This is a genomic window from Verrucosispora sp. WMMA2121, from assembly GCF_027460185.1.
GTDB classification, from domain to species: domain Bacteria; phylum Actinomycetota; class Actinomycetes; order Mycobacteriales; family Micromonosporaceae; genus Micromonospora; species Micromonospora palythoicola.
The window spans coordinates 62,465-82,537 of the sequence record NZ_JAPZBH010000006.1 but is presented as its reverse complement, the minus strand read 5'-3'; the positions used below and the strand labels follow the sequence as shown (position 1 = coordinate 82,537).

At 71.7% G+C, this 20,073-nt stretch carries 18 protein-coding genes; 15 read left to right on the top strand and 3 right to left on the bottom strand.

Going from position 1 to position 20,073, the window contains the following annotated elements:
* Positions 1 to 86: 86 nt before the first annotated feature.
* The 5 genes from O7605_RS09335 to mltG all read left to right on the top strand — a co-directional run bounded on the left by O7605_RS09335 (position 87) and on the right by mltG (position 5,283).
* Entirely contained in the window at positions 87 to 548 is a 462-nt protein-coding gene (locus O7605_RS09335) for a DUF948 domain-containing protein (RefSeq protein WP_164445188.1), read from the top strand.
* Between the two features lie 26 nt (positions 549 to 574).
* Entirely contained in the window at positions 575 to 880 is a 306-nt protein-coding gene (locus tag O7605_RS09330; RefSeq protein ID WP_269738801.1) for a hypothetical protein, read from the top strand.
* Positions 877 to 3,555, top strand: coding sequence for an alanine--tRNA ligase (alaS, locus tag O7605_RS09325; protein ID WP_269738800.1), 2,679 nt, complete (start codon positions 877 to 879; stop codon positions 3,553 to 3,555). The genes O7605_RS09330 and alaS overlap by 4 nt, the downstream gene beginning before the upstream one ends.
* Positions 3,556 to 3,628: 73 nt before the next feature.
* Positions 3,629 to 4,090 (top strand): Holliday junction resolvase RuvX, encoded by a 462-nt coding sequence (ruvX, locus tag O7605_RS09320; protein WP_269738799.1) that lies wholly within the window; start codon positions 3,629 to 3,631, stop codon positions 4,088 to 4,090.
* Positions 4,087 to 5,283 (top strand): endolytic transglycosylase MltG, encoded by a 1,197-nt coding sequence (mltG, locus tag O7605_RS09315; RefSeq protein WP_269738798.1) that lies wholly within the window; start codon positions 4,087 to 4,089, stop codon positions 5,281 to 5,283. The genes ruvX and mltG overlap by 4 nt, the downstream gene beginning before the upstream one ends.
* Before the next feature lie 76 nt (positions 5,284 to 5,359).
* Here mltG and O7605_RS09310 read toward each other — a convergent pair whose 3' ends face one another.
* A complete protein-coding gene (locus O7605_RS09310) occupies positions 5,360 to 6,622 on the bottom strand; it encodes an endo-1,4-beta-xylanase (RefSeq protein WP_269738797.1) in 1,263 nt (420 codons plus the stop codon).
* Between the two features lie 117 nt (positions 6,623 to 6,739).
* Here O7605_RS09310 and O7605_RS09305 point away from each other — a divergent pair, with 117 nt between their 5' ends.
* Positions 6,740 to 7,576, top strand: a complete 837-nt coding sequence (locus O7605_RS09305; RefSeq protein WP_269742577.1) for a shikimate dehydrogenase — start codon at positions 6,740 to 6,742, stop codon at positions 7,574 to 7,576.
* Positions 7,577 to 7,771: 195 nt separating this feature from the next.
* Here the strand turns inward: O7605_RS09305 and O7605_RS09300 are convergent, their stop codons facing one another.
* Together O7605_RS09300 and O7605_RS09295 are read right to left on the bottom strand one after the other, a co-directional pair.
* Positions 7,772 to 8,110, bottom strand: a complete 339-nt coding sequence (locus O7605_RS09300) for a hypothetical protein (protein WP_269738796.1) — start codon at positions 8,108 to 8,110, stop codon at positions 7,772 to 7,774.
* Positions 8,107 to 8,436, bottom strand: a complete 330-nt coding sequence (locus O7605_RS09295; RefSeq protein WP_269738795.1) for a hypothetical protein — start codon at positions 8,434 to 8,436, stop codon at positions 8,107 to 8,109. Before O7605_RS09295 ends, O7605_RS09300 begins: the two co-directional genes overlap by 4 nt.
* Here O7605_RS09295 and O7605_RS09290 point away from each other — a divergent pair.
* The 9 genes from O7605_RS09290 to O7605_RS09250 all read left to right on the top strand — a co-directional run bounded on the left by O7605_RS09290 (position 8,435) and on the right by O7605_RS09250 (position 20,045).
* Complete coding sequence (locus tag O7605_RS09290; RefSeq protein ID WP_443083977.1) at positions 8,435 to 8,548, top strand: DUF397 domain-containing protein; 114 nt, start codon at positions 8,435 to 8,437, stop codon at positions 8,546 to 8,548. The two genes, O7605_RS09295 and O7605_RS09290, sit on opposite strands and share 2 nt — an antisense overlap.
* A gap of 285 nt (positions 8,549 to 8,833) precedes the next feature.
* A complete protein-coding gene (locus tag O7605_RS09285) occupies positions 8,834 to 10,540 on the top strand; it encodes a glycosyl hydrolase (protein ID WP_269738794.1) in 1,707 nt (568 codons plus the stop codon).
* Between the two features lie 217 nt (positions 10,541 to 10,757).
* On the top strand, positions 10,758 to 12,710 hold the full coding sequence (locus tag O7605_RS09280; protein ID WP_269742576.1) for a hypothetical protein: 1,953 nt from the start codon (positions 10,758 to 10,760) through the stop codon (positions 12,708 to 12,710).
* 93 nt (positions 12,711 to 12,803) lie between these two features.
* The gene (locus tag O7605_RS09275; RefSeq protein ID WP_269738793.1) at positions 12,804 to 13,346 is read left to right on the top strand and encodes an acyltransferase; all 543 of its coding nucleotides are present in this window, start codon (positions 12,804 to 12,806) and stop codon (positions 13,344 to 13,346) included.
* On the top strand, positions 13,339 to 14,943 hold the full coding sequence (locus O7605_RS09270) for a lipopolysaccharide biosynthesis protein (RefSeq protein WP_269738792.1): 1,605 nt from the start codon (positions 13,339 to 13,341) through the stop codon (positions 14,941 to 14,943). Before O7605_RS09275 ends, O7605_RS09270 begins: the two co-directional genes overlap by 8 nt.
* A gap of 3 nt (positions 14,944 to 14,946) precedes the next feature.
* Positions 14,947 to 16,293 (top strand): O-antigen ligase family protein, encoded by a 1,347-nt coding sequence (locus O7605_RS09265; RefSeq protein ID WP_443083907.1) that lies wholly within the window; start codon positions 14,947 to 14,949, stop codon positions 16,291 to 16,293.
* Positions 16,290 to 17,888 (top strand): lipopolysaccharide biosynthesis protein, encoded by a 1,599-nt coding sequence (locus O7605_RS09260; RefSeq protein ID WP_269738791.1) that lies wholly within the window; start codon positions 16,290 to 16,292, stop codon positions 17,886 to 17,888. The genes O7605_RS09265 and O7605_RS09260 overlap by 4 nt, the downstream gene beginning before the upstream one ends.
* A 7-nt stretch (positions 17,889 to 17,895) precedes the next feature.
* A complete protein-coding gene (locus O7605_RS09255; protein ID WP_269738790.1) occupies positions 17,896 to 18,798 on the top strand; it encodes a sulfotransferase domain-containing protein in 903 nt (300 codons plus the stop codon).
* On the top strand, positions 18,795 to 20,045 hold the full coding sequence (locus tag O7605_RS09250) for a hypothetical protein (protein ID WP_269738789.1): 1,251 nt from the start codon (positions 18,795 to 18,797) through the stop codon (positions 20,043 to 20,045). The genes O7605_RS09255 and O7605_RS09250 overlap by 4 nt, the downstream gene beginning before the upstream one ends.
* Positions 20,046 to 20,073 lie beyond the last annotated feature (28 nt).

The window sequence follows — 20,073 nt, the reverse complement described above, 5'->3', positions numbered from 1 at the left end:
GGCCGGTCACTCGACGTTGACGTGGCGAGACGGTCGTACGGCTGGCGGAATCGTGCGCCCCGAAGCACTGTTTGAGGAGGACTGGCGTGGGCTTTTTGGAGGTCGCGGCACTGATCGCGGCGATCGCGTTCGCGATGCTGGTGCTGATCCTGACGCTGCCCATCCTGCGGTTGCGGCACACCGTGGACGCCACCACCCGCATGATCAATGATTTGAACGACCGGACGGGCCCGCTGCTCGGCGATGTCAACACCACGGTACGCAACGTCAACGTGACCCTGGAGCAGGTGCAGACCTCGCTCGACGGGGTGAACCTCCAACTGGCCAAGGTCGACACCATGACCGGCCACGCGCAGAACATCAGCGCCAACGTCGCCAACCTGGTCACCGTGGTCTCCGCCGCCGCGGCCAACCCGCTGGTCAAGGTGGCCGCGTTCGGCTACGGCGTGCGCAAGGCCGCCGCCGCCCGCCGGCACGCCGAGACCGAGCGTGAGGTGCGGGACACCATCAAGGCTCAGCGGCGCGCCGCCCGGCGCGGGAACCGCTGACCCCGACGGCACCGGGAGGTACGAGCATGAGGCGCCTTTTCTGGCTGGGTATCGGGCTGGCCGTCGGTGTGGTGGTGGTGCGCAAGGCGACCCGCGCCGCACACGCCTACACCCCCGCCGGCATCGCCGACAACCTGTCGCAATCCGCTGGCGGACTGGTCGAGGAACTGCGTAGCTTCGTGGCGGACGTACGCGCCGGGATGGCCGAGCGGGAGCACGAGATCCACGAGGCGTTCGCCCAGGGCGAGGCGTTCGACGACCAGTTCGCCGAGCTGCGGGAGGACCCGCGTCTCGGCGACCGAGAGATCTTTCCGGAGGACCACCAGCGATGAAGACGGCGGAGATCAAGCGGCGGTATCTCGCCCACTTCGAGGCGAACGGTCACACCGTCGTGCCGTCCGCTCCGCTGCCCGCCATCAGCGACCCGAACCTGCTGTTCGTCAACGCCGGCATGGTGCAGTTCGTCCCCTACTTCCTGGGCCAGCAGACGCCGCCGTACCGGCGCGCGGTGAGCGTGCAGAAGTGCATCCGGACGCCGGACATCGACGAGGTCGGCAAGACCAGCCGGCACGGCACGTTCTTCCAGATGAACGGGAACTTCTCCTTCGGTGACTACTTCAAGTCCGGGGCGATCCCGCTCGCCTGGGAGCTGGCCACGAAGTCGGTCGAGGCCGGCGGGTTCGGGCTGGACCCGGAGCGGATCTGGGCGACGGTCTACCTCGACGACGACGAGGCGTACGACATCTGGCGCCGTACCGGGGTGCCGGACGAGCGCATCGTGCGCCGGGGCAAGAAGGACAACTTCTGGTCCATGGGCATCCCCGGCCCGTGCGGCCCGTGCTCCGAGCTGTACTACGACCGGGGCCCGGCCTACGGTGCCGAGGGTGGTCCGGAGGTCGACGAGGACCGGTACCTGGAGTTCTGGAACCTCGTGTTCATGCAGTTCGAGCGGGGTCCGGGCACCGACAAGGAGAACTTCCCGATCCTGGGTGAGCTGCCGGCGAAGAACATCGACACCGGCATGGGCCTGGAGCGGATGGCGTCGATCCTGCAGGGCGTCGACAACCTCTACGAGATCGACGAGGTCCGCCCGATCCTGGACCGGGCGGCGGAGCTGACCGGCAAGCGGTACGGCGCGCACTCGGGTCACGCCGCCAACCAGTCGCACCCGGACGACGTGCGGCTACGGGTGATCGCCGACCACGTGCGCACCGCGCTGATGCTCATCGGTGACGGGGTGACCCCGTCCAACGAGGGCCGGGGCTACGTGCTGCGGCGGATCATGCGCCGGGCGATCCGGTCGGTACGGCTGCTCGGCTGGCAGGAGCGGGCCCTGCCGGAGCTGCTGCCGGTGGCCCGGGACTGCATGGCCCCGTCGTACCCGGAGCTGGCCGCGGACTTCGACCGGATCTCGGCGTACGCGTACGCCGAGGAGGACGCGTTCCTGGCCACCTTGCGGGCGGGGACGACGATCCTGGACACCGCGATCTCCGAGACGAGGTCGGCGGGGCGGCCGGCGCTCTCCGGAGACAAGGCGTTCCAGCTGCACGACACCTACGGCTTCCCGATCGACCTGACCCTGGAGATCGCCGCCGAGCAGGGGCTCACCGTCGACCAGGAGGGCTTCCGCCGGCTGATGGCCGACCAGCGGGCCCGCGCCAAGGCCGACGCGCAGGCGCGCAAGACCGGGCACACCGACCTGTCGGCGTACCGGTCGGTGCTCGACGCGGGTGGTCCGGTGACCTTCACCGGCTACACCGAGGTGGCCCGCGAGTCCACCGTCCGCGCGGTGCTCGGCACCGACGGGCAACGGGCGGCGGCCGTCGAGGGCGACACCGTCGAGCTGGTGCTCGACACCACCCCGTTCTACGCCGAGGGCGGCGGTCAGCAGCCGGACCTCGGCATGATCACGGTGGGCGGCGGCCAGGTCGAGGTCCTCGACGTGCAGCAGCCGGTGCCGGGGCTGATCGTGCACCGCGCCCGGGTGCTGCGGGGCGAGGTGCGGGCCGGGGAGACCGGCTACGCCGAGATCGACACCAGCCGGCGGCGGGCGATCTCCCGCTCGCACACCGCCACCCACCTGGTGCACCAGACCATGCGCAACTTCCTCGGGGAGTCCGCCACCCAGGCCGGCTCGTTGAACGCGCCCGGCCGGCTGCGATTCGACTTCAACACCGCCACCGGCGTGGCGCCCAGCGTGCTGCGTGACGTGGAGCAGCAGGTCAACGAGGTGCTGCTGGCCGACCTGGAGGTGCACGCGTTCATCACCTCGCTGGAGGAGGCGCGGCGCATCGGTGCCATGGCGCTGTTCGGTGAGAAGTACGGCGAGCACGTCCGGGTGGTCGAGGTCGGTGACTACGCCCGGGAGCTGTGCGGCGGTACCCACGTGGCCCGTTCCGGCCAGCTCGGTCTGGTGAAGATCCTCTCCGAGTCGTCGATCGGGTCCGGCGTACGCCGGGTCGAGGCGCTGGTCGGGATGGACGCGTTCAACTTCCTGGCCCGCGAGCACCTGCTGGTGTCCCGCCTCGCCGAGCTGTACCGCGTCCCCTCCGAGCAGGTCGCCGACCGGGTCGAGCAGACGGTCACCCAGCTGCGCGACGCGGAGAAGGAGTTGGAGAAGCTGCGCGCGCAGCTGGTGCTCGGTGGCGCGGCGGCGCTCGCCGCCCAGGCGAAGGACGTGTCCGGGGTCGCCTACGTGGGCACCGAGGCGCCCGAGGGGGCGGCCGGCAACGACGTGCGCACTCTCGCCCAGGAGATCCGGGGCCGGATCGAGGCGTCCCGGCCGGGAGTGGTCGCGGTGGCCGCCCGAGCCAACGGCAAGGCGTCGCTGGTGGTGGCGGTGAACCCGGCCGCCCGCAGCCGGGGCATCGCCGCGAACGACCTGGTCAAGGCGGCGTTCTCCGGCCGTGGTGGCGGCAGCCCCGAGCTGGCGCAGGGCGGCGGGCTGCCCGAGTCGGAGGTGCCCCGACTGCTGCTCACGGTCGAGCGGGCGCTCGCCGAAGCGTGAGTCGGCGGCACAGCGGATCAGGGCGGGCCGGGTCGGTCCGCCCTGACGCGTCTGTCGGGGGAGGTGACACGGCGTGAGCGACTCGCCCCGTGGGGTGCGGCTGGGAGTGGACGTCGGGCAGGTCCGGATCGGGGTTTCCCGGTCCGATCCGCACGGCATTCTGGCCACCCCGCTGGTCACCCTCGCCCGCGAGCAGAACCCCAGGTCAGACGCGGTGCCGTCGGACCTCGCCGAGCTCGCCACGCTGGTCGCCGAGCACGCGGCCGTCGAGGTGGTGGTGGGCCTTCCGGTCAACCTCGCCGGCAGACATGGCCCGGCGGCGGAGCACGTGAAGGCGTACGCTCGTCAACTGGCCGGTGTGATAAGTCCTGTCCCAGTGACGCTCACCGACGAGAGGATGTCCACGGTCGTGGCGAGTCGTAGGCTTGCCGAGCGCGGTGTCCGAGGAAAGCGACAACGGGCGGTGGTCGACCAGGCCGCCGCGGTGGAAATCCTGCAGAGCTGGCTGGATGCGCAGCGGAGGCGGACGCAATGATGGACGATCTGGACCTCGGGTTCGACGAGCAGGAGCGGGGGGAGAAGGGCAAGCACCGCCGGGGCCGCCGCAAGGGCGGCAAGTCCGGTGGCGGGCGGGGCAAGACCGTCCTGGCCCTGCTGCTGGCCGTGCTGCTGCTCGGCGGCATCGGCGGAGGTGCCTTCTACGGCTTCGACCGGATCCAGAGCCGCTTCGTCACCCCCGACTACGACGGCGGCGGCACCGAGGAGGTGACCGTCCAGATCCCGCAGGGCGCGTTCCTCGCCGACATGGCCGTGGCACTGTACGACGCCGGTGTGATCAAGAGCACCAAGGCGTTCATCGAGGCGGCAGACGAGAACTCCCGCAGCCGCAACATCCAGCCCGGCACCTACAAGCTGCGCAAGCAGATGAGCGGTGAACTGGCCCTGACCGCGATGCTCGACCCGAAGAACCGGGTGGTCAACGGGCTCACCATCCCCGAGGGGCGCACCGCGAAGAACATCTTCAAGCTGCTCAGCGACCACACCGAGATCCCGGTCAAGGAGTTCGAGGCCGCCGCGAAGGACCCGGAGAAGCTCGGCGTACCGGACTATTGGTTCAAGCGGACGGACGGCAAGAAGCCCAAGAAGTCGATCGAGGGTTTCCTCTTCCCGGACACCTACGAGATCCCGCCGGACGCCACCGCCGAGGAGATCCTCGGGCAGATGGTCGACCATTTCCTCACCGTCACCGGTGAGATGGAGTTCGCCGACCGGGTGCAGAAGGAGCGCGGCGGGATCAGCCCGTACGAGGCGCTGATCGTGGCGTCGCTGGCCCAGGCCGAGGCCGGCACCAAGAAGGACCTCGGCAAGGTCGCCCGGGTCGCCTACAACCGGGTGTACTCGGGCACGTTCCCGTGCAACTGCCTGGAGATGGACGTCACGGTCAACTACTACTTCGAACTGACCGGCCAGGAGGCGAAGACCTCCGGGCAGATGACGGCGAGCGACCTCGACAACCCGAAGAACCCGTACAACCGCAAGCTGGCGGGCATGATCCCCACCCCGATCAACAATCCGGGCAAGGAGGCCCTGGAGGGGGCGATGGACCCGCCGACCGGTGACTGGCTCTTCTTCGTGGCGATCGACAAGGAAGGCAACTCGGCCTTCACCGACGACTACAACAAGCACCTGGCGAACATCGAGAAGGCCAAGGAGGCCGGCGTCCTCTGACGCCGGCCGCCCGGGCGGGTGGCGGTGACACGTCCCGCACCGGCTCCCACGCTGACGGGTGCCGGCGGCGCCGTGGTCAGGACAGGTCGACCGTCGCGGTGGTGTCGGGGGCGTCGATGGTGAAGCGGGTGGCGCGGTCGCCGACGGCGACGGTGTAGTCGCCGAGGAAGCCGGCGACGGTGACGGTGCCGTCGGCTCCGGTGCGCAGCTCCGTCGGCGACAGCCACCACTCGCCCTTGACCAGCGCTTTCAGGGTGTCGTACGCCGGCTTCGGGCTGCCGTCGGTGCGGACCAGTCCGGCGGGCGCGCCGAGCCAGGCACCCCGGTCGGTGAGCCCCCAGTAGTTGATCGACTGGACGGCCGGGTGGGCGAGCAGCGACCGGTAGTGCCGCTCGACCTCCTCGGCCTGCCGCGCCTCGCCCTCGGGAGTGCTCGGCCAGTGCGGGATCTGGTAGTCGTTGAGGTCCTCGATCTCGGGCGGCATGAGGTGCCCGGAGACCAGGGTGGTCTCGGTCAGGTGCAGCGGCAGCCCGTACCGGGCGAACCGGTCCAGCATCTGCCGCATGTACTCCTCGCCCCGGTAGCCCTGGTGCATGTGGGTCTGCAGGCCGATCGCGTCGATGCGCACGCCGGCCTCGAGGACTCCCTCGATGAGACACTCGTACGCCGAGCTGAGGTCGAAGTCGTTGAGCACCAGGGTGGCCGCCGGGTTCGCGGCCCGCGCCTCCTCGAACGCCAACCGCACCAGGTGGATGCGGCCGCGCGCCCGGGCCAGTGGGGTGATCGCGTTGTCGCCGTTGGCGAAGACGGGCATGATCACCGCCTCGTTTATCGCGTCCCAGGTGTCGATGAGGCCGGCGAAGCCGCCGGCCAGGTCGCGGACGCGGGCCCGCAGCAGCCGCTCGACCTCGTCGAGCTCCAGCCCGAGTAGCCACGACGGCTGCACGGTGTGCCAGACCAGCGGGTGACCCTTGACGGTGACGCCGCGCTCGGCCAGCCAGCGGGCGGTGGCGGTGAGACGCTCGGTGTCGGGCGCGCCGCGCCGTGGCTCGTAGCGACCCCAGTAGAACGGCAGCGTCGCGGTGTTGAACACGTCGAGCCACAGCTCGCCGAGCCGGTCGAGGTCCAGCCGGCTGTCCCCGCCGAAGCTCTCGACGCTCGTGGTCTCCTCTGCGGGGCCGCCGACCAGGTCGACGAAGTCGAAACCGATGTTGCCGAAGGCGAAGGCGTGCCGGTCCTGCGCGACCGTCACCACCTGGTCGGCGAGCGGCTGCCGGTCGGGACCTCGGACGGTGAGGGTGATCTCGCCCTTGCGGTGGCGCAGACTGCTGTCAGACATTGTTGGATGCTAGGCGACAGGTGTGCCCGCTGGTGTCGAGGAGTGATGGTGGCTGAGTCAGGGCGTGCGTCGTCCGCAGCTGAGGCGTCGGCGCCCGAGGCGTCGGGGCGCGGGACGGTGGTGCACCGGGCGGCGGTGCTCGGCAAGCCGATCGCCCACTCGCTCTCCCCGGTGATCCACAATGCCGGGTACGCGGCCGCCGGGCTGACCGGATGGTCGTACACCCGGATCGAGTGCGCGGCGGCGGAGCTGCCGGCCCTGGTCGCCGGCCTGGGCCCGGAGTGGGCCGGGCTGTCGGTGACCATGCCGGGCAAGGAGGCGGCGCTCACGGTGGCCGCCGAGGTCTCGCCGGTCGCCGCCGCCGTGGGTGCGGCCAACACGTTGGTACGCCGTCCCGACGGCTCCTGGTACGCCGACAACACCGACGTCACCGGCATGGTCGAGGTGCTGACCGAGGCGGGCGTACGCCCCGGTGCCACCGTCACCGTGCTCGGCGCGGGCGGTACCGCCCGGGCGGCGCTCGCGGCGGCGGCCCGGCTGCGCGCGGCCGCGGTGACCGTGATCGCGCGCCGCCCGGCGGCGGTCGCCGAACTCGAACCGGTCGCCGCCGCCCTGGGCGTGGCGATGACCGGCGCACCGTGGCCGGATGTGTCGCGTGCCGAGGCGTCAGGGCTGGCCGGTGTCGATGTGCTGATCTCGACCGTGCCGAAGGGGGCCGCCGACGAGCTGGCCGGCAGGGTGCCCTGGCGCGCCGGCACGGTGGTCTTCGACGCGATCTACGACCCGTGGCCGACCCCGCTGGCCGCCGCCGCCGAGGCCGCCGGCTGCCGGATCGTCTCCGGCCTCGACCTGCTGCTGGCCCAGGCGATCGGCCAGTTCGAGCAGTTCACCAACACACCCGCCCCCCGCCCCGCGATGGCCGCCGCCCTCACCGCCGCCCGCTCCGAAACCTGATCTTCCGCCGACCGGTGGCTCCATTCCGGCCTCGCTCAAGGTGGCGGTACCCAACGCGGCGAGGCGGGCCGGGACCCTCGCCGCCCGCGAGCCGCTGAGATCTTGGACATTTTCCGTTAACGAGGAACGGAAAATGTCCAAGATCTCATGTTCCACGCGGCCTAAACCCTGGCGGTCGGGGCGGCGGTGGGGTCGTCAGGCGGGTTGGTGGCGGGTCCAGGCGATGAAGCGGGTGAAGAGGGTGGTGGGGGTTGGGGCGTCGTGGGGGTTGAGGTGGTAGAGGTCGCGCATGGCGTCGTACATCAGGCCGGCGAGGTAGATGGACAGGCCGGGCAGGTTGCCGTCGTACTCGACGCGTAGCAGCAGCCGGGCCTGCCCGCAGGGCCAGGGTTGCCCGTCGGCGCGGCAGCACCACATCGGCCGTAACGGGGTGTGCGGCACCTCGCCGCGACAGGGGTACGGATGCTGGGGACGTGGGCCCCGCTCGGGAGCGAAGAGGCGGGTGGTGATCGCATCCGAGCCGCTGGCGGTCACCAGCGGCCCCCGTTGGCCCGCCACTGCTGCCCGGGGGTGAGCCAGCCGGGACGCCCCGGACGCGGCATCGGCAACGGCCGGGTCGGCTCCCGCATCCACTCCGGCAGGTGCGTACCGCGTTGCCGCTGCGGAAGGTGCGCCTCGTGCCAACCGTACGGCAGGTGCGTGCCGTGCTGCTCCTGCGGCAACCCCGGGTCACGCCGACCGTCCGGCAACCCCGGATCGTGACGATCCTGCGGCAGGTGCACACCGTGTCGATGCTGGCGTAGGTGCTCGCCGCGCTGCGGCGGCGGCAGCGACGGATGCGGCGGTGGTGACGGATGCATTGGCAGCACTGTCGTCGACACCAAGGACCGCGACGGTGGCACCCTCCGGTTCGACCCGCGATCGTGGCGGTCCTTCGTCGACCTGGCGAAGCAGCTCGATCCCGCAGGCTGAGTCATCATCCGGCGCCGAGGCCCCTGGCTCCTGCCAGGGGCCTCCGTCGTGTCCATCGGATGCCTGCTCCCTATGTCGACCATGAGGTTGGCGGCAAGTTCGATCTTCGCGTCCGCCGCCGACCTCATGATCAACGAGGTGGGTCGGGGGTGGGGCGGGGGTGGGAGGGGTAGGGGTGTCTTAGCTGAGGTTTAAGACGCGCTTAGGTCCTGGCGTCATCCGCACGCTCCGTTGTGTACGCGGATACGCTGCTCAGCGTTATCGTCGAAGACACGAGGAGTATCCGTGACCAGTCGCGGACTGCACCGCTTGATCCCACATCGCGGCGGCCGGCGTAAGGCCGTGGTGCTCGGCATCATCGGCACCACTGTGGTGCTGGGGCTCGGCGCGACGATGGTGCCGCTGCTCGCCGATGACGACCTGTCGGTCGCCGTGGTGGCCGACACCACCGCCACGGCGGTGCCGCAGGATGGCGACAACAGCGTCAAGTCGACCCTGGCGACCTGTCCCGCACCCTGCGACGGCAATCCGCGCGGCGCCCGTGAGGCGGTGCTGACCTTCCTGGTCACCTCGCTGCCGGCGAACGCGGTGAACGTACGGGCCACGCTGCGGGTGCACGCCTGGCAGAGGTTCCAGGCGACGGTGACCGCGCACGAGTCGCGCCTCGACGCCCGCGCCGCCCGTCCGATGCCGGCCCCGCTGGGCGCGGCGCTGGACACCGTCAGCGGCGTCGCCAAGGGATTCAACGAGTGGGACGTCTCGGGTCTGGTCACCGGCAACGGCATCTGGACGCTGTCACTGGCGCAGGCCGGGTTGGACAGCCGCATCTACTGGGCCTCCGGCGAGAACCGCAACGCCGATCTGCGCCCGCGCCTGGCGATCAGCTACGACGGGGTGGGAATCCGGCCGCCGTCCGCCTCGCCCAGCGTCGCGCCGACGCCGTCGGCCACCGCCAGCCGTCCGCCGGCCTCGCCGACCGTCTCGCCGAGCGTGAGCCCGTCGCCCGCCCGGCCCAGCCCCAGCTCGCCACCGCCACCGGATCCGGGCAAGTGCGGAACCGTCTCGGCGAAGCTGGTCCCCGGCTGCGGTGCCTGGTGGGGGATGTACTCACCGACGAACGCCGCCGCCGGCTGGGATCACGGCAAGGCGGTCAGCGACGTGGAGAAGCAGGTCGGGCGGAAGTTCGACGTCGTCCACCGCTATCACGACTTCTCGAACACCGGCAGCAACGGCGCCTTCCCGGACGAGTTCCAACAGCAGCAGATGCGCGACGGGCGGCTCATGTTCTTCGCCTGGGAGAGTCGGGTCTTCTCCTCGGGTACGGTGCTGACCTGGAAGGACGTCTACAGCGGACGGTACGACGCGACGATCGACGCGGTCGCCGGCCGGATCCGGGCGATCGGCCAGCCGGTCTTCATCGGGTTCGACCACGAGCCGGAGGACGAGCCGGCCAAGGGCAGCGACGCCGACTTCGTCCGGGCCTGGCGGTACGTGCACGACCGGTTCGCCGACGCCAAGGCCGACAACGCCGTCTGGGTCTGGACGATGATGGGCTGGTCCGGCCACTACGACCGGTACGCGGGGCTCTATCCCGGTGACCGCTACGTCGACTGGGTGGCCTGGGACCCGTACAACTTCCACGTCTGCAACGGCAGCACCGTCTGGAAGAGCCCCAGCACCACCATCGGCTCCTTCTACCGCTGGCTCGACGAGAACGGCATCGGTGCGGGCAAGCCGCGGATGCTCGCCGAGTTCGGCACCAACATGAACGCCGCCGATCCGAACGCGAAGCGGCGCTGGTTCGAGGAGTTCCCGGCGGCGCTGAAGGCCCACCCGAAGATCAAGGCGGCGATCTACTTCAACTCGGCGGGCATGACGAAGACGACGAGCACCTGCAACATGATGATGAACCAGGACGCGGCGGCGGTGGCCGGATTCGCCGCCGCGGGACGGGACAGCTACCTGCGGCAGCCGACGGGAGGGGGCCGCTGAACCGAGCTGAGCCGAGTCGGGAGCACGGGCCGCCACAGCGATTGTCGGAAATCCGACGGTAGACAAGGTTGTCCGTTTCCTGATCCACCGTCCGTCCAATCGGCGGATGCCGCCCTCCAGCGTGGAGCGGGCACGCTACGTGCATTCTCGTCCACTCTGGAGGCGCAGCGTGCCCACATACTCCTTGTCGTGGCGTTCCATCCGTCGGCATCGACTCCTGGCCGCGACCGTCGCGTTGGTGACGGTCGCGGCCGTACTTACCGCGCCCACCGCGGCTTCCGCGACCGTGGTACCGGCACCCGAGCCGGCCACCCTGGTCTCGACCGATCCGGCCGACCAGACTCCGCACGCCCGCAACGGTGAGGCTCGCGCCTTCGCCGAGATCGGCAACACGGTCTACGTCGGAGGCAGCTTCACGCAGATCCGCCAGACGGCCGCCTCGGCCTGGATCGCCCGCAGCTACCTGTTCGCGTACGACCGGACCACCGGGACGATCTCGACGACCTTCCTGCCGGTGCTCGACGGTGCGGTCAACTCACTCATCGCCGGCCCCGGCGGCACGCTGATCGTCGGCGGCGCCTTCAAGAACGTCAACGGGGTGTCCCGCCGGAACCTGGTGGCGCTCGAACCGTCCACCGGCATGATGATCGACAGCTGGGCCGGGCGCTCCGACGGCGGCACCGTGCGTGACCTGGTGCTGCACGGCAACTGGCTGTACGTGGCCGGGGCCTTCAACTGGCTCAACGGCACCGCGCACTCCGGGCTCGGCCGGTTGGACGCGACGACCGGAGAGATCGATCCGACCTTCGACATCAACACGACCGTCGGCCGGCACGGCACCAGCATGTACGCCTGGACCATCGACGTCTCCCCGGACGGCGGCACCCTCGTCGTCGGCGGCAACTTCCTCTACGTCAACGAACTGCCGCGTAACCAGATCGCGCTGATCGACGTGACGGGCACACCGAGCGTCATCGACTGGAGTTCGGAGCGGTTCGTCGCGCCGTGCGCCAACCCGGCGACGTTCGTGCACTACGTGCAGGACGTACGCTTCGGCGGCGACGGCACCTGGTTCGTCGTCGGCACCAACGGCGGGTCGGGCTGGCCGAGCGCCTACTGCGACGCCCTGGTCCGCTTCGAGACCGCCCACCGGGGGCCCAACCAGGTTGCCACCTGGGTGAACTTCACCGGCAACGACACCATCACCTCCGTCGAGGTGGCCGACAACATCATCTACCTCGGCGGGCACTTCCGCTGGCTGAACAACCCGAACGCCAGTGACCGCGCCGGCAACGGGGCCATCGACCGGCTGGGCATCGGCGCGGTCACCCCGGCCACCGGGATGCCGGTGAACTGGAACCCCCGCCGCAGCGGCGGCTCCGACCTGCCCTCCGGCGCCAGCTCCTGGGGATCGTCGGTGCCCGTGCTGTGGCGCGGCAGCGCCGGCCTCTACTTCGGACACAACTCCGACGGCATGGGCAACGAGTACCACGGTCGACTCGGTGTCTTCCCGATCAGCGGTGGGCGCACGATCATCCCGAAGAACCCGCCGACGGGTAGCAGTGGCCACCTGCACCTGAACGTCGGTCCGGGTGAGGTGGCGCGGGTGCCGTTCGACGGCACCACCCTGGACACCGCCAACGCCGCCGTCGTCAGCCAGCCGAACTACACCGACGCGGGCGCGACCTGGCTGGTCGACGACCGGATCTACTGGTCCCACGTGGTCGCCGGAACACCGACCGGCAGCCGGATCGACGTCTCGCTGTTCAACGGCTCCACGATCGGTGGGTCGTGGGAGGCGTCCGGCTACAACGACTGGTACAACCCGGCGCTGTTGACCGGCGCGTTCTATCTCGACGGCCGGCTCTACTACACCCGCAGCGGGGCGAACAACCTCTACTACCGCTACTTCGAGATCGACGGCAGCTACCTGGGTGCCACCGAGTTCGTGCTGCCCACCACGGGTGTGACCTGGTCGGCGGTACGCGGCATGGCCTGGGTGGACGGGCGGATCGTCTACGGGGCGACCAACGGATCGCTGCGCAGCGTGGCGTTCGACCCGACCCTGGCGCCCACCGCCGCGGTCAACGGCGCGGAGTCGACGCTCGTCGCCGAGGCGACGCCGGAACTGACCTGGTCGACCGCCTCGATGTTCTTTTCAGTGCCGTAGCGTTCACCGCTCGTAACGAATCCTCGGTATTTTGTTCACCTCGGGTCGGCGTCGGGTCTCCCGCCGCCGACCCGAGGAAGGTGGGGAGGCTCGTTGTCCGGCATCCGACGTGGACTCGTCGTGCGTATCGTCTTCGCGGTCAAGCGTGGCTGGTATCGGCTGCGTTATCCGCGCCTGCGGCTGGGGGCGGGGGTGGAGATCCGTGGCCGGATCCGGCTGCGCCGCGGCGTGCGGGTCAGCATCGGCGAGCACACCCGGTTGAACAAGCTGGTCCGCTTCGCCGGGCCCGGCGAGGTGCGGGTGGGCGCCGACTGTCTGCTCAACGCGACCTGGATCGGCACCTGGACCTCGGTGACCATCGGCGACCGGTGCCTGCTGTCGGACTGCGAACTGCTCGACAACGACTTCCACAACCTGGACCCGGAGCGACGCCACGACCCGCCGACGCCGGCCAGCCGAGCGCCGATCACCGTCGAGGACAACGTGTGGATCGGTGCGCACGCGTTGGTCATGAAGGGGGTGCGGATCGGCCGGGACAGCGTCGTGGGTGCCGCGACGGTGGTCCGCACCGACGTGCCGCCCGGAGTCGTGGTGATCGGCAATCCCCAACAGATAGCGAAGAAGTTCCATGACTGATGCCGCGCCCAGCGGCTGGACCGGCGACGGTCCGGCCGGTGCCCCGACGTCCCGCAGCGTCACCATTACCGACATGCTGCGGGTGCCCCTGCACCGGGCCCGGTTGGTCGCGGCGGTGGCCCTCGGTGGACTGCTCGCCGCGGTCGGCTACGTGCTGGTGTCGCCGGCCACGGTGACGGCGAACGCGGTGGTGGCGGTCCGACCGGTGGTCACCGACGCCTTCACGCCCAGCGGCGCCGCCGCCGACCGGGCGGTGAACATGAACGTGGAGAGCGGGATCGCCACCGGCACCGAGGTCGTCGCGAAGCTCGCCGCGACGTTCGACTCGGACCAGCGCACGGTGCGCGACGCCCTCGAGGTCGAGGTGCCCGCCGGCGGTCAGATCCTGCGCTTCATCTACCGGGCCGGCGACGCCGAACGGGCGGTGGCCGGCGCGAACCTGGCCGCGCAGAGCTATCTGGACATCCGGCGCGGGATGTACGAGAAGCAGCGCGAGGAGATGCTGAACTCGTACGACGAGAGCATCGACAAGATCATCGCCCAGCGCAACACCGTGCAGCGCAGGATCAACAACGCCCGGGACGCGGCCGCCGCGGACGCGGCGGTCGCCGAACTCGGCGGCATCAACAACCAGCTCACCCAGCTCAGCTCCGCCCGTACGGAGATCGCCGCGGTCGACGTGAACCCGGGCTGGGTCACCCGTAGCGCCGAGCGGGCGTTGGCCACCACCTCCGGCGGTTCGTCACTGCTGCTCGCCGGTGGGCTGCTCGGTGGGACCGTGATCGGTCTGGTGCTCGCCTTCCTGTGGGAGTCGGCGGACCGGCGTATCCGCAGCGTGGCCGATGCGCGGGACAGCACCGGCCTGCCGCTGCTGGGCACCGTCCGCCGCGCCCGGCTACGCGGCCGGGCGGTCGACGCCGACATCCGGTACGTGGCGATGGCCGTCGCCGAGCGGGTACGCCAACCCGCCCGGGTCGCGGTGGTGACCGCCCGGGAGGACGCCACCGCGATCACCGCCGGGCTCGCGGTCGCTCTCGCCGTGGCCGGACGGGAGGTGTTCGTGGCCGACGACAGCGGTCGGATCGACCGGCTGCGGGCCACGGTGCTCACCGACCGGGGCCGGTTGCCGGCGGCCATCGACCCGACCCGGCCCACCGTGCCCAAGCCCCGCACCGCCGCCCCGGACACCGACGACGGTCCGACCGAGGTCATCACCCGACGTCCCTCCCCGCATCCGGTCGGTGCCCGGCCCTCGACCGACCCGGAAGCCACGCTCACCCTGCCCCGCGTCGCCAGGACCGCCAGCAGTGGCGAGAACGGCCGGGCCACCGGCGACGAGCAGCAGGTGGTGGTGGGGGCCGGCAGTGTGCGGTTCGGCACCTGGCGGCAGGGCGCCGACCAGCGTCTGGTGCTGTACAACGCCCCGCCGGCCGAGGCCGACGAGCGGGGTGTGGCGGCGGCCCGGCAGGGGACCGCCGTGGTCGTGGTCGAACGCGACCGCACCCGTCAGGCCGACCTGCGCCGGCTCGCCGAGCGGCTGCGGGCGGCCGGGGTCAACCCGCTGGGCTTCGTGCTGTGCCGCAGCGGGCGGAGCTGAGGCGTGCCGCTCACCCGCGCCCCGGCGACCACCGAGCCGCCCCGACCGGCCGCTGCCGCCGTGCAGCCCACCTCCCCGCTGCCGCCCCGACTGCCGCTGTGGCCGCTGGTGGCGATGTTCGGGCTGGTCCCGCTCTGGTGGGTGGCCGGCGCCTTCTACCTCGGCTGGCCGCTGCTGGGTGCCCTGCTGTTCACCCTGCTGGCCACCCGGGGCCGGGTGCCGCTGCCCCCCGCCACGGGAATCTGGCTGCTGTTCGTGGCCCTCGCGGTGGTCAGCGTGACCCGACTGGCGGCACCGAGCTCGCTGCCCACCTTCGTGCTGCGGCTGGCGTTCTACCTCACCGCGCTCGTCGTCGCGGTCTACGTCTACACCGTCGCCCGGGAGCGTCCCGACCAGGCCGCCGTGCTGGTGCCGCTGTGCGCGTTCTGGTTCGCGCTTGTCGCGCTGGGCTGGCTGGGCGTGCTGGTGCCGCGCCTGGAACTGACCACCCCGGTCGAGGCGCTGCTGCCACCGGGCGTGTCCGGGGTGCCGTTCATCAGCGACATGGTCCACCTGAGCACCGCGGAGTACAGCGCCCGGTCGCTCAACCCGATCTACCGCCCGGCGGCCCCGTACGCGTACACCAACAACTACGGCAGCGCGTACGCGATGACGTTGCCGTGTGTGGTCGCGTACACCATGCTGCGACGGCGCGGCCTGCTGCGCTGGGCGCTGCTGGCGTCGTTGCCGGTGTCGCTGGTTCCGGCGTTCCTCACGCTCAACCGGGCGATGTTCCTCAGTCTCGGCGTCGGGCTGGCCGTGCTCGGCGTGCGGGCGGCGCTGCGCGGCAACGTCCGGGTGGCCGCCTCCATCGGCGGGATGGTGGTACTCGGCGGCATCGCCAGCCTGTTCATCCCGGTCGCCGAGCTGATCGGCAATCGGGTCGAGTCCAGCGACACCAACACCGACCGGCTCTCGCTCTACGCCGAGGTGCTGCGCCGGGTGGGTGACTCGCCCTGGCTGGGCTACGGCGCGCCGATGGAGGTGGACACCGTCACCGCCGACGCGCCGATCGGCACCCAGGGTCAGTTGTGGATGGTGTTGTTCAGCCACGGCGTACCGGCCCTGCTCTGCTTTCTGGCCTGGTTTGTCGCCGCCGCGCTGAGCTGCGCCCGGGCCACCTCGGCGGCGGGGCAGTGGCTCTCCGTCGTCCCGCTGATCTGTCTGGTACAGGTGCCCTTCTACGGGATGGCCAACCAGAACCTCGCGGTGGCCTTCTTCGCGGTGGCCTTCGCGTTCGCGCTGTGCGAACGGGAACGCCGTACCGCACCGGGTGGGTTGTCGCGGCGGGCGGCGGTGGTGCCGGCGTGACGGCGACCACCAGCCCACCGACGGGCGAGGATCCCGGGCGTACGGCAAGCGTCCCCGCCGGCACGGCGGCGGCCGACGGGGCGGCCGAGACCCGGCGCAGCACCCGCAGCGGGGTGGCCGGGCTGCTCGGCGCGGCGACCAGTGGTCTGTTCGGCTTCGTGCTCGCGGTGGTCATCACCCGTGGCTACGGCACCACCGGGGCGGGCGCGTTCTTCGCCGCCATCGGCGTGGTGACCGTCGCCGCCGCGATCTGCACCCTCGGCGCGGAGACCGGTCTGATCTGGGCGTTGCCCCGGCGACGGGCCGGCGCCACCGGGGACGGCGCCCGGGTGCTGCCGGTCGCCGTGATCCCACCGTTGCTGGTGGCCGTGCTGGTCGCGGTGGGCGGCGCGTGGCTGGCCGGGCCGCTCGCCGGTCGGCTGCTGGGCCCGGCGGGCGGGCCGCTGCTGGTGGTGACCTTCGCGGCGGTGCCCGTGGTGGTCGCGATGAACCTGCTGCTGGCGGTGGTGCGCTGCGTCCGCCCGATGCGGTCCTACGTCGCGGTGCAGTTCCTGCTGCTGCCGGTCGTCCGCCCCCTGCTCGTCGGCGCGGCGGTGCTCGCCGGTGGCGGGCTGCTGGCGGGGATGACCGGCTGGCTGCTGCCCGCCGCCGTGGCACTGCTGGTGTGCCTGATCCTGGTGGCCGGGCCGCTCGGGATCGGCGCCGGCGCCCCGCTGCGTCCGCGGCGCGGCGACTGGGCCACGTTCTGGCGGTTCGCGCTGCCCCGCGCCGCCTCGGCGGCGATCGACGCGGGCAGCATGTGGATCGGGGTGCTGCTCACCTCGGCCCTGGCCGGCCCGGCCGACGCCGGTGTCTTCGGTGCCGTCGGCCGCTACGTCCTCGCCGGCCAACTCGCCATGCAGGGGCTGCGGGTGGCCACCGCCCCGCAACTGTCGCGGCTGCTCGGCCGGGGCGAACGGACCGCCGCCGCCGCGGTGCACCGGCAGCTGACCGGCTGGGGCCTGGTGCTCTCCTGGCCGGTGTACCTGCTGCTCGCCGTCTTCGCACCGGCCTTCCTGGCGCTGTTCGGCCCGGAGTTCACCACCGGCGCCGCCGCGATGACGGTGCTGGCCCTGGCGATGCTCGTCAACACCGGGGTCGGCAACGTGCAGAGTCTGCTGCTGATGGGCGGGCGCAGCGGCCTGCATCTGGCCGCGGCACTGGCCGGACTGCTGGTCACCGTCGGCGGCGGGTTGGCGCTGATTCCCGCCCACGGGGCGACCGGGGCGGCGGTGGCGTGGGCCGCCGGCATCGTGACCGAGAACCTCTGCGCGGCCACCTTCGCCCGGCTCGTGGTGCGCGAACCCCTGGTCGACGCCCGGATGCTGGCCGCGGCGGCGGTCACCGTGACGGGGGTCGGGCTCGCGGCGGTGGCCGGCCTGGCGGTGGCGGGCCGAGACATCGCCGGACTGCTGCTCGCGGTGGCCACGCTCGCCACCGCCTGCGTCGGCTTGTTGACGTTGCCCCGGGTGCGGCGCGGCATCCGGGTGACCATGGTGCAGATCCGTGGCGGGTCGCCGGCCGGCGACCCGCCACGGACATCGAAGGGCAGGTGAATTCGTCGTGTCGTCCATTCGGGACCGGGTGAAGCAGTTGGTGCCGACCCAGGTGACGAACCGGGTACGGGAAAGCCTCGTCGACTACGGGGTACGCACCAGCGACCGGCGGCCGTTGCCGGACTTCCTCATCATCGGCACCAAACGCGGCGGCACCACCTCGCTGTGGAACTACCTGATCCAGCATCCGCTGGTACCCCGGCTCTTTCCCGCCTGGAACACGAAGTCCTCGCACTACTTCGAGGAGCACTGGAGTCGCGGCGAGGCGTGGTACCGCTCGCACTTTCCGACGGTGCGGCAGCGGGAGGCACTGGAGAACCGCCACGGCGGTCCGGTCCGGGTCGGTGAGGCCGCCCCGCTGTACATGTTCCATCCGCTGACCGCCGAGCGGGTCAGTGCGCTGATGCCCTCGGTGCGGCTGATCGTGCTGCTGCGCGACCCGGTGGAACGGGCCTACTCGCACTGGAAGGAACGGCGGACCAACGGGGTGGAGCCGCTCGACTTCGCCGCCGCGCTGGCCGCCGAGGAGGAGCGCACGGCGGGGGAGCGGGAACGGCTGATCGCCGAACCGAACCACTTCAGCGAGCCCTACGACTGGTACACCTACCGGGCCCGGGGCCGGTACCTGGAGCACCTGCAACCGTGGCTGGAGCGCTTCGACCGCGGCCAGCTCCTCTTCCTGCCCAGCGAGGAGCTGTACGCCGACGCGCGGGCGACCTACCGGCGCACCCTGGACTTCCTCGGCCTGCCCCCGTTCGACCTGCCCAACTTCAAGGTCTACAACGACCGGCGGTCGGCACCCCTGGAGCCGGCGCTGCGTGCCGAGCTGACCGCGTACTACCGCCCACACAACGAGGCGTTGCGGCAGCGGCTGGGGTTGCGGCTCGACTGGCCGGACCGGGTCGCGTGACCGCCTCCGCCACCACCACGGGCGACCCCCGGAGCCGGGACGACGGGCTGGGCTGGGTCACCCGGGCGGTCTTCTCCGACCCGCGGGTGGCGGTGACCGTGGACGCCGAGCCACCGGCCGGGCACACCGTCGTGGCCCGGTACGCGGTGGTGCCGTCGGTGGCTCGGGCCCGCTTCCTGCTGCCGTTGGGTCGCCCCCGGGTCGCGGCGGCGGCGCTGCTGTCGTACAACGCCCTGCGCCCGGCGAAGCTGCGCGCGGCGCGGGCGGTGCTCGGCGTGGCGGCGCGGGCCGGCGCGGTGGACCGGGCACCCTTTCCGGTGCTGACCGTGGCGCTGCCGGTCGGGCTCGACCCGGCGCAGGTGCTGCTCGCCGCGCGGGTCGGTGCCGAACTCGGCACGCCGGTGCACGCGGCCTGCGGGGTGCGTCCGCCGGACCCGAACCACAAGCCGACGCTGCAACTGTTCGACGACCGGGGCGAACCGCGCGGGTACGCGAAGATCGGCTGGAACGACGCCACGCGGGCGCTGGTCACCGCCGAGGCCGCGGCGCTGCGTGAGGTCGCCGGCCGTGCCGGGACGGCCGGGCACCCCGGCACCACGCGCCTGCTCACCGAGTTCGCCTGGGCCGGGCAGGCGGTGGCGGTGGTCGAGCCGCTGCCGGCGCGGATCCGGGGGCTGCCCATCGACGCGCCGCCCGACCTGGCGGCGCTGCTCGCGGTGGCCCGGCGTGGTCGCCCGCCGGCGCCGGCCAGGCCGCTGGCCGGCTCACCGTTCCTGGCCCGCCTGACCGAGCAGGCGCGGCGGGCCGTGGACGCCGTCGGCGAGCGTGCGTCGGCCGTCGTCGCCGACCTGGCCCGCCGGCACGGTGACGTCGCCGTCGAGTTCGGCCACTGGCACGGCGACTGGGTGCCGTGGAACCTCGGCCGGCACGAGGGGGAACTCGTCGCCTGGGACTGGGAGCACAGCGGGCCGGAGGTGCCCGTCGGGTTCGACCTGGCCCACGACGCGTTCCAGCGGGCGCTCGTGGCGCGCGGCGAACCGGCCGCGGTGGCGGCCCGGCAGGTCGACACCTGGCTGGACCGGCACGGCGAGGCGCTGGGGCTGGACCGGGCCGGGCAGCGGCTGGTGGCCGATGCCTACCTGGTGGAGATGTGGTTGCGGACCTGGCGGCTGGCCGACGCCGGTGCCGGCTGGAACCCGGCGCTGCATCCCGCCCTGCTGGACACCATTTCGAACCGACACAGCTGACCGACACGTCAAGCGGACTTGTGGGGAG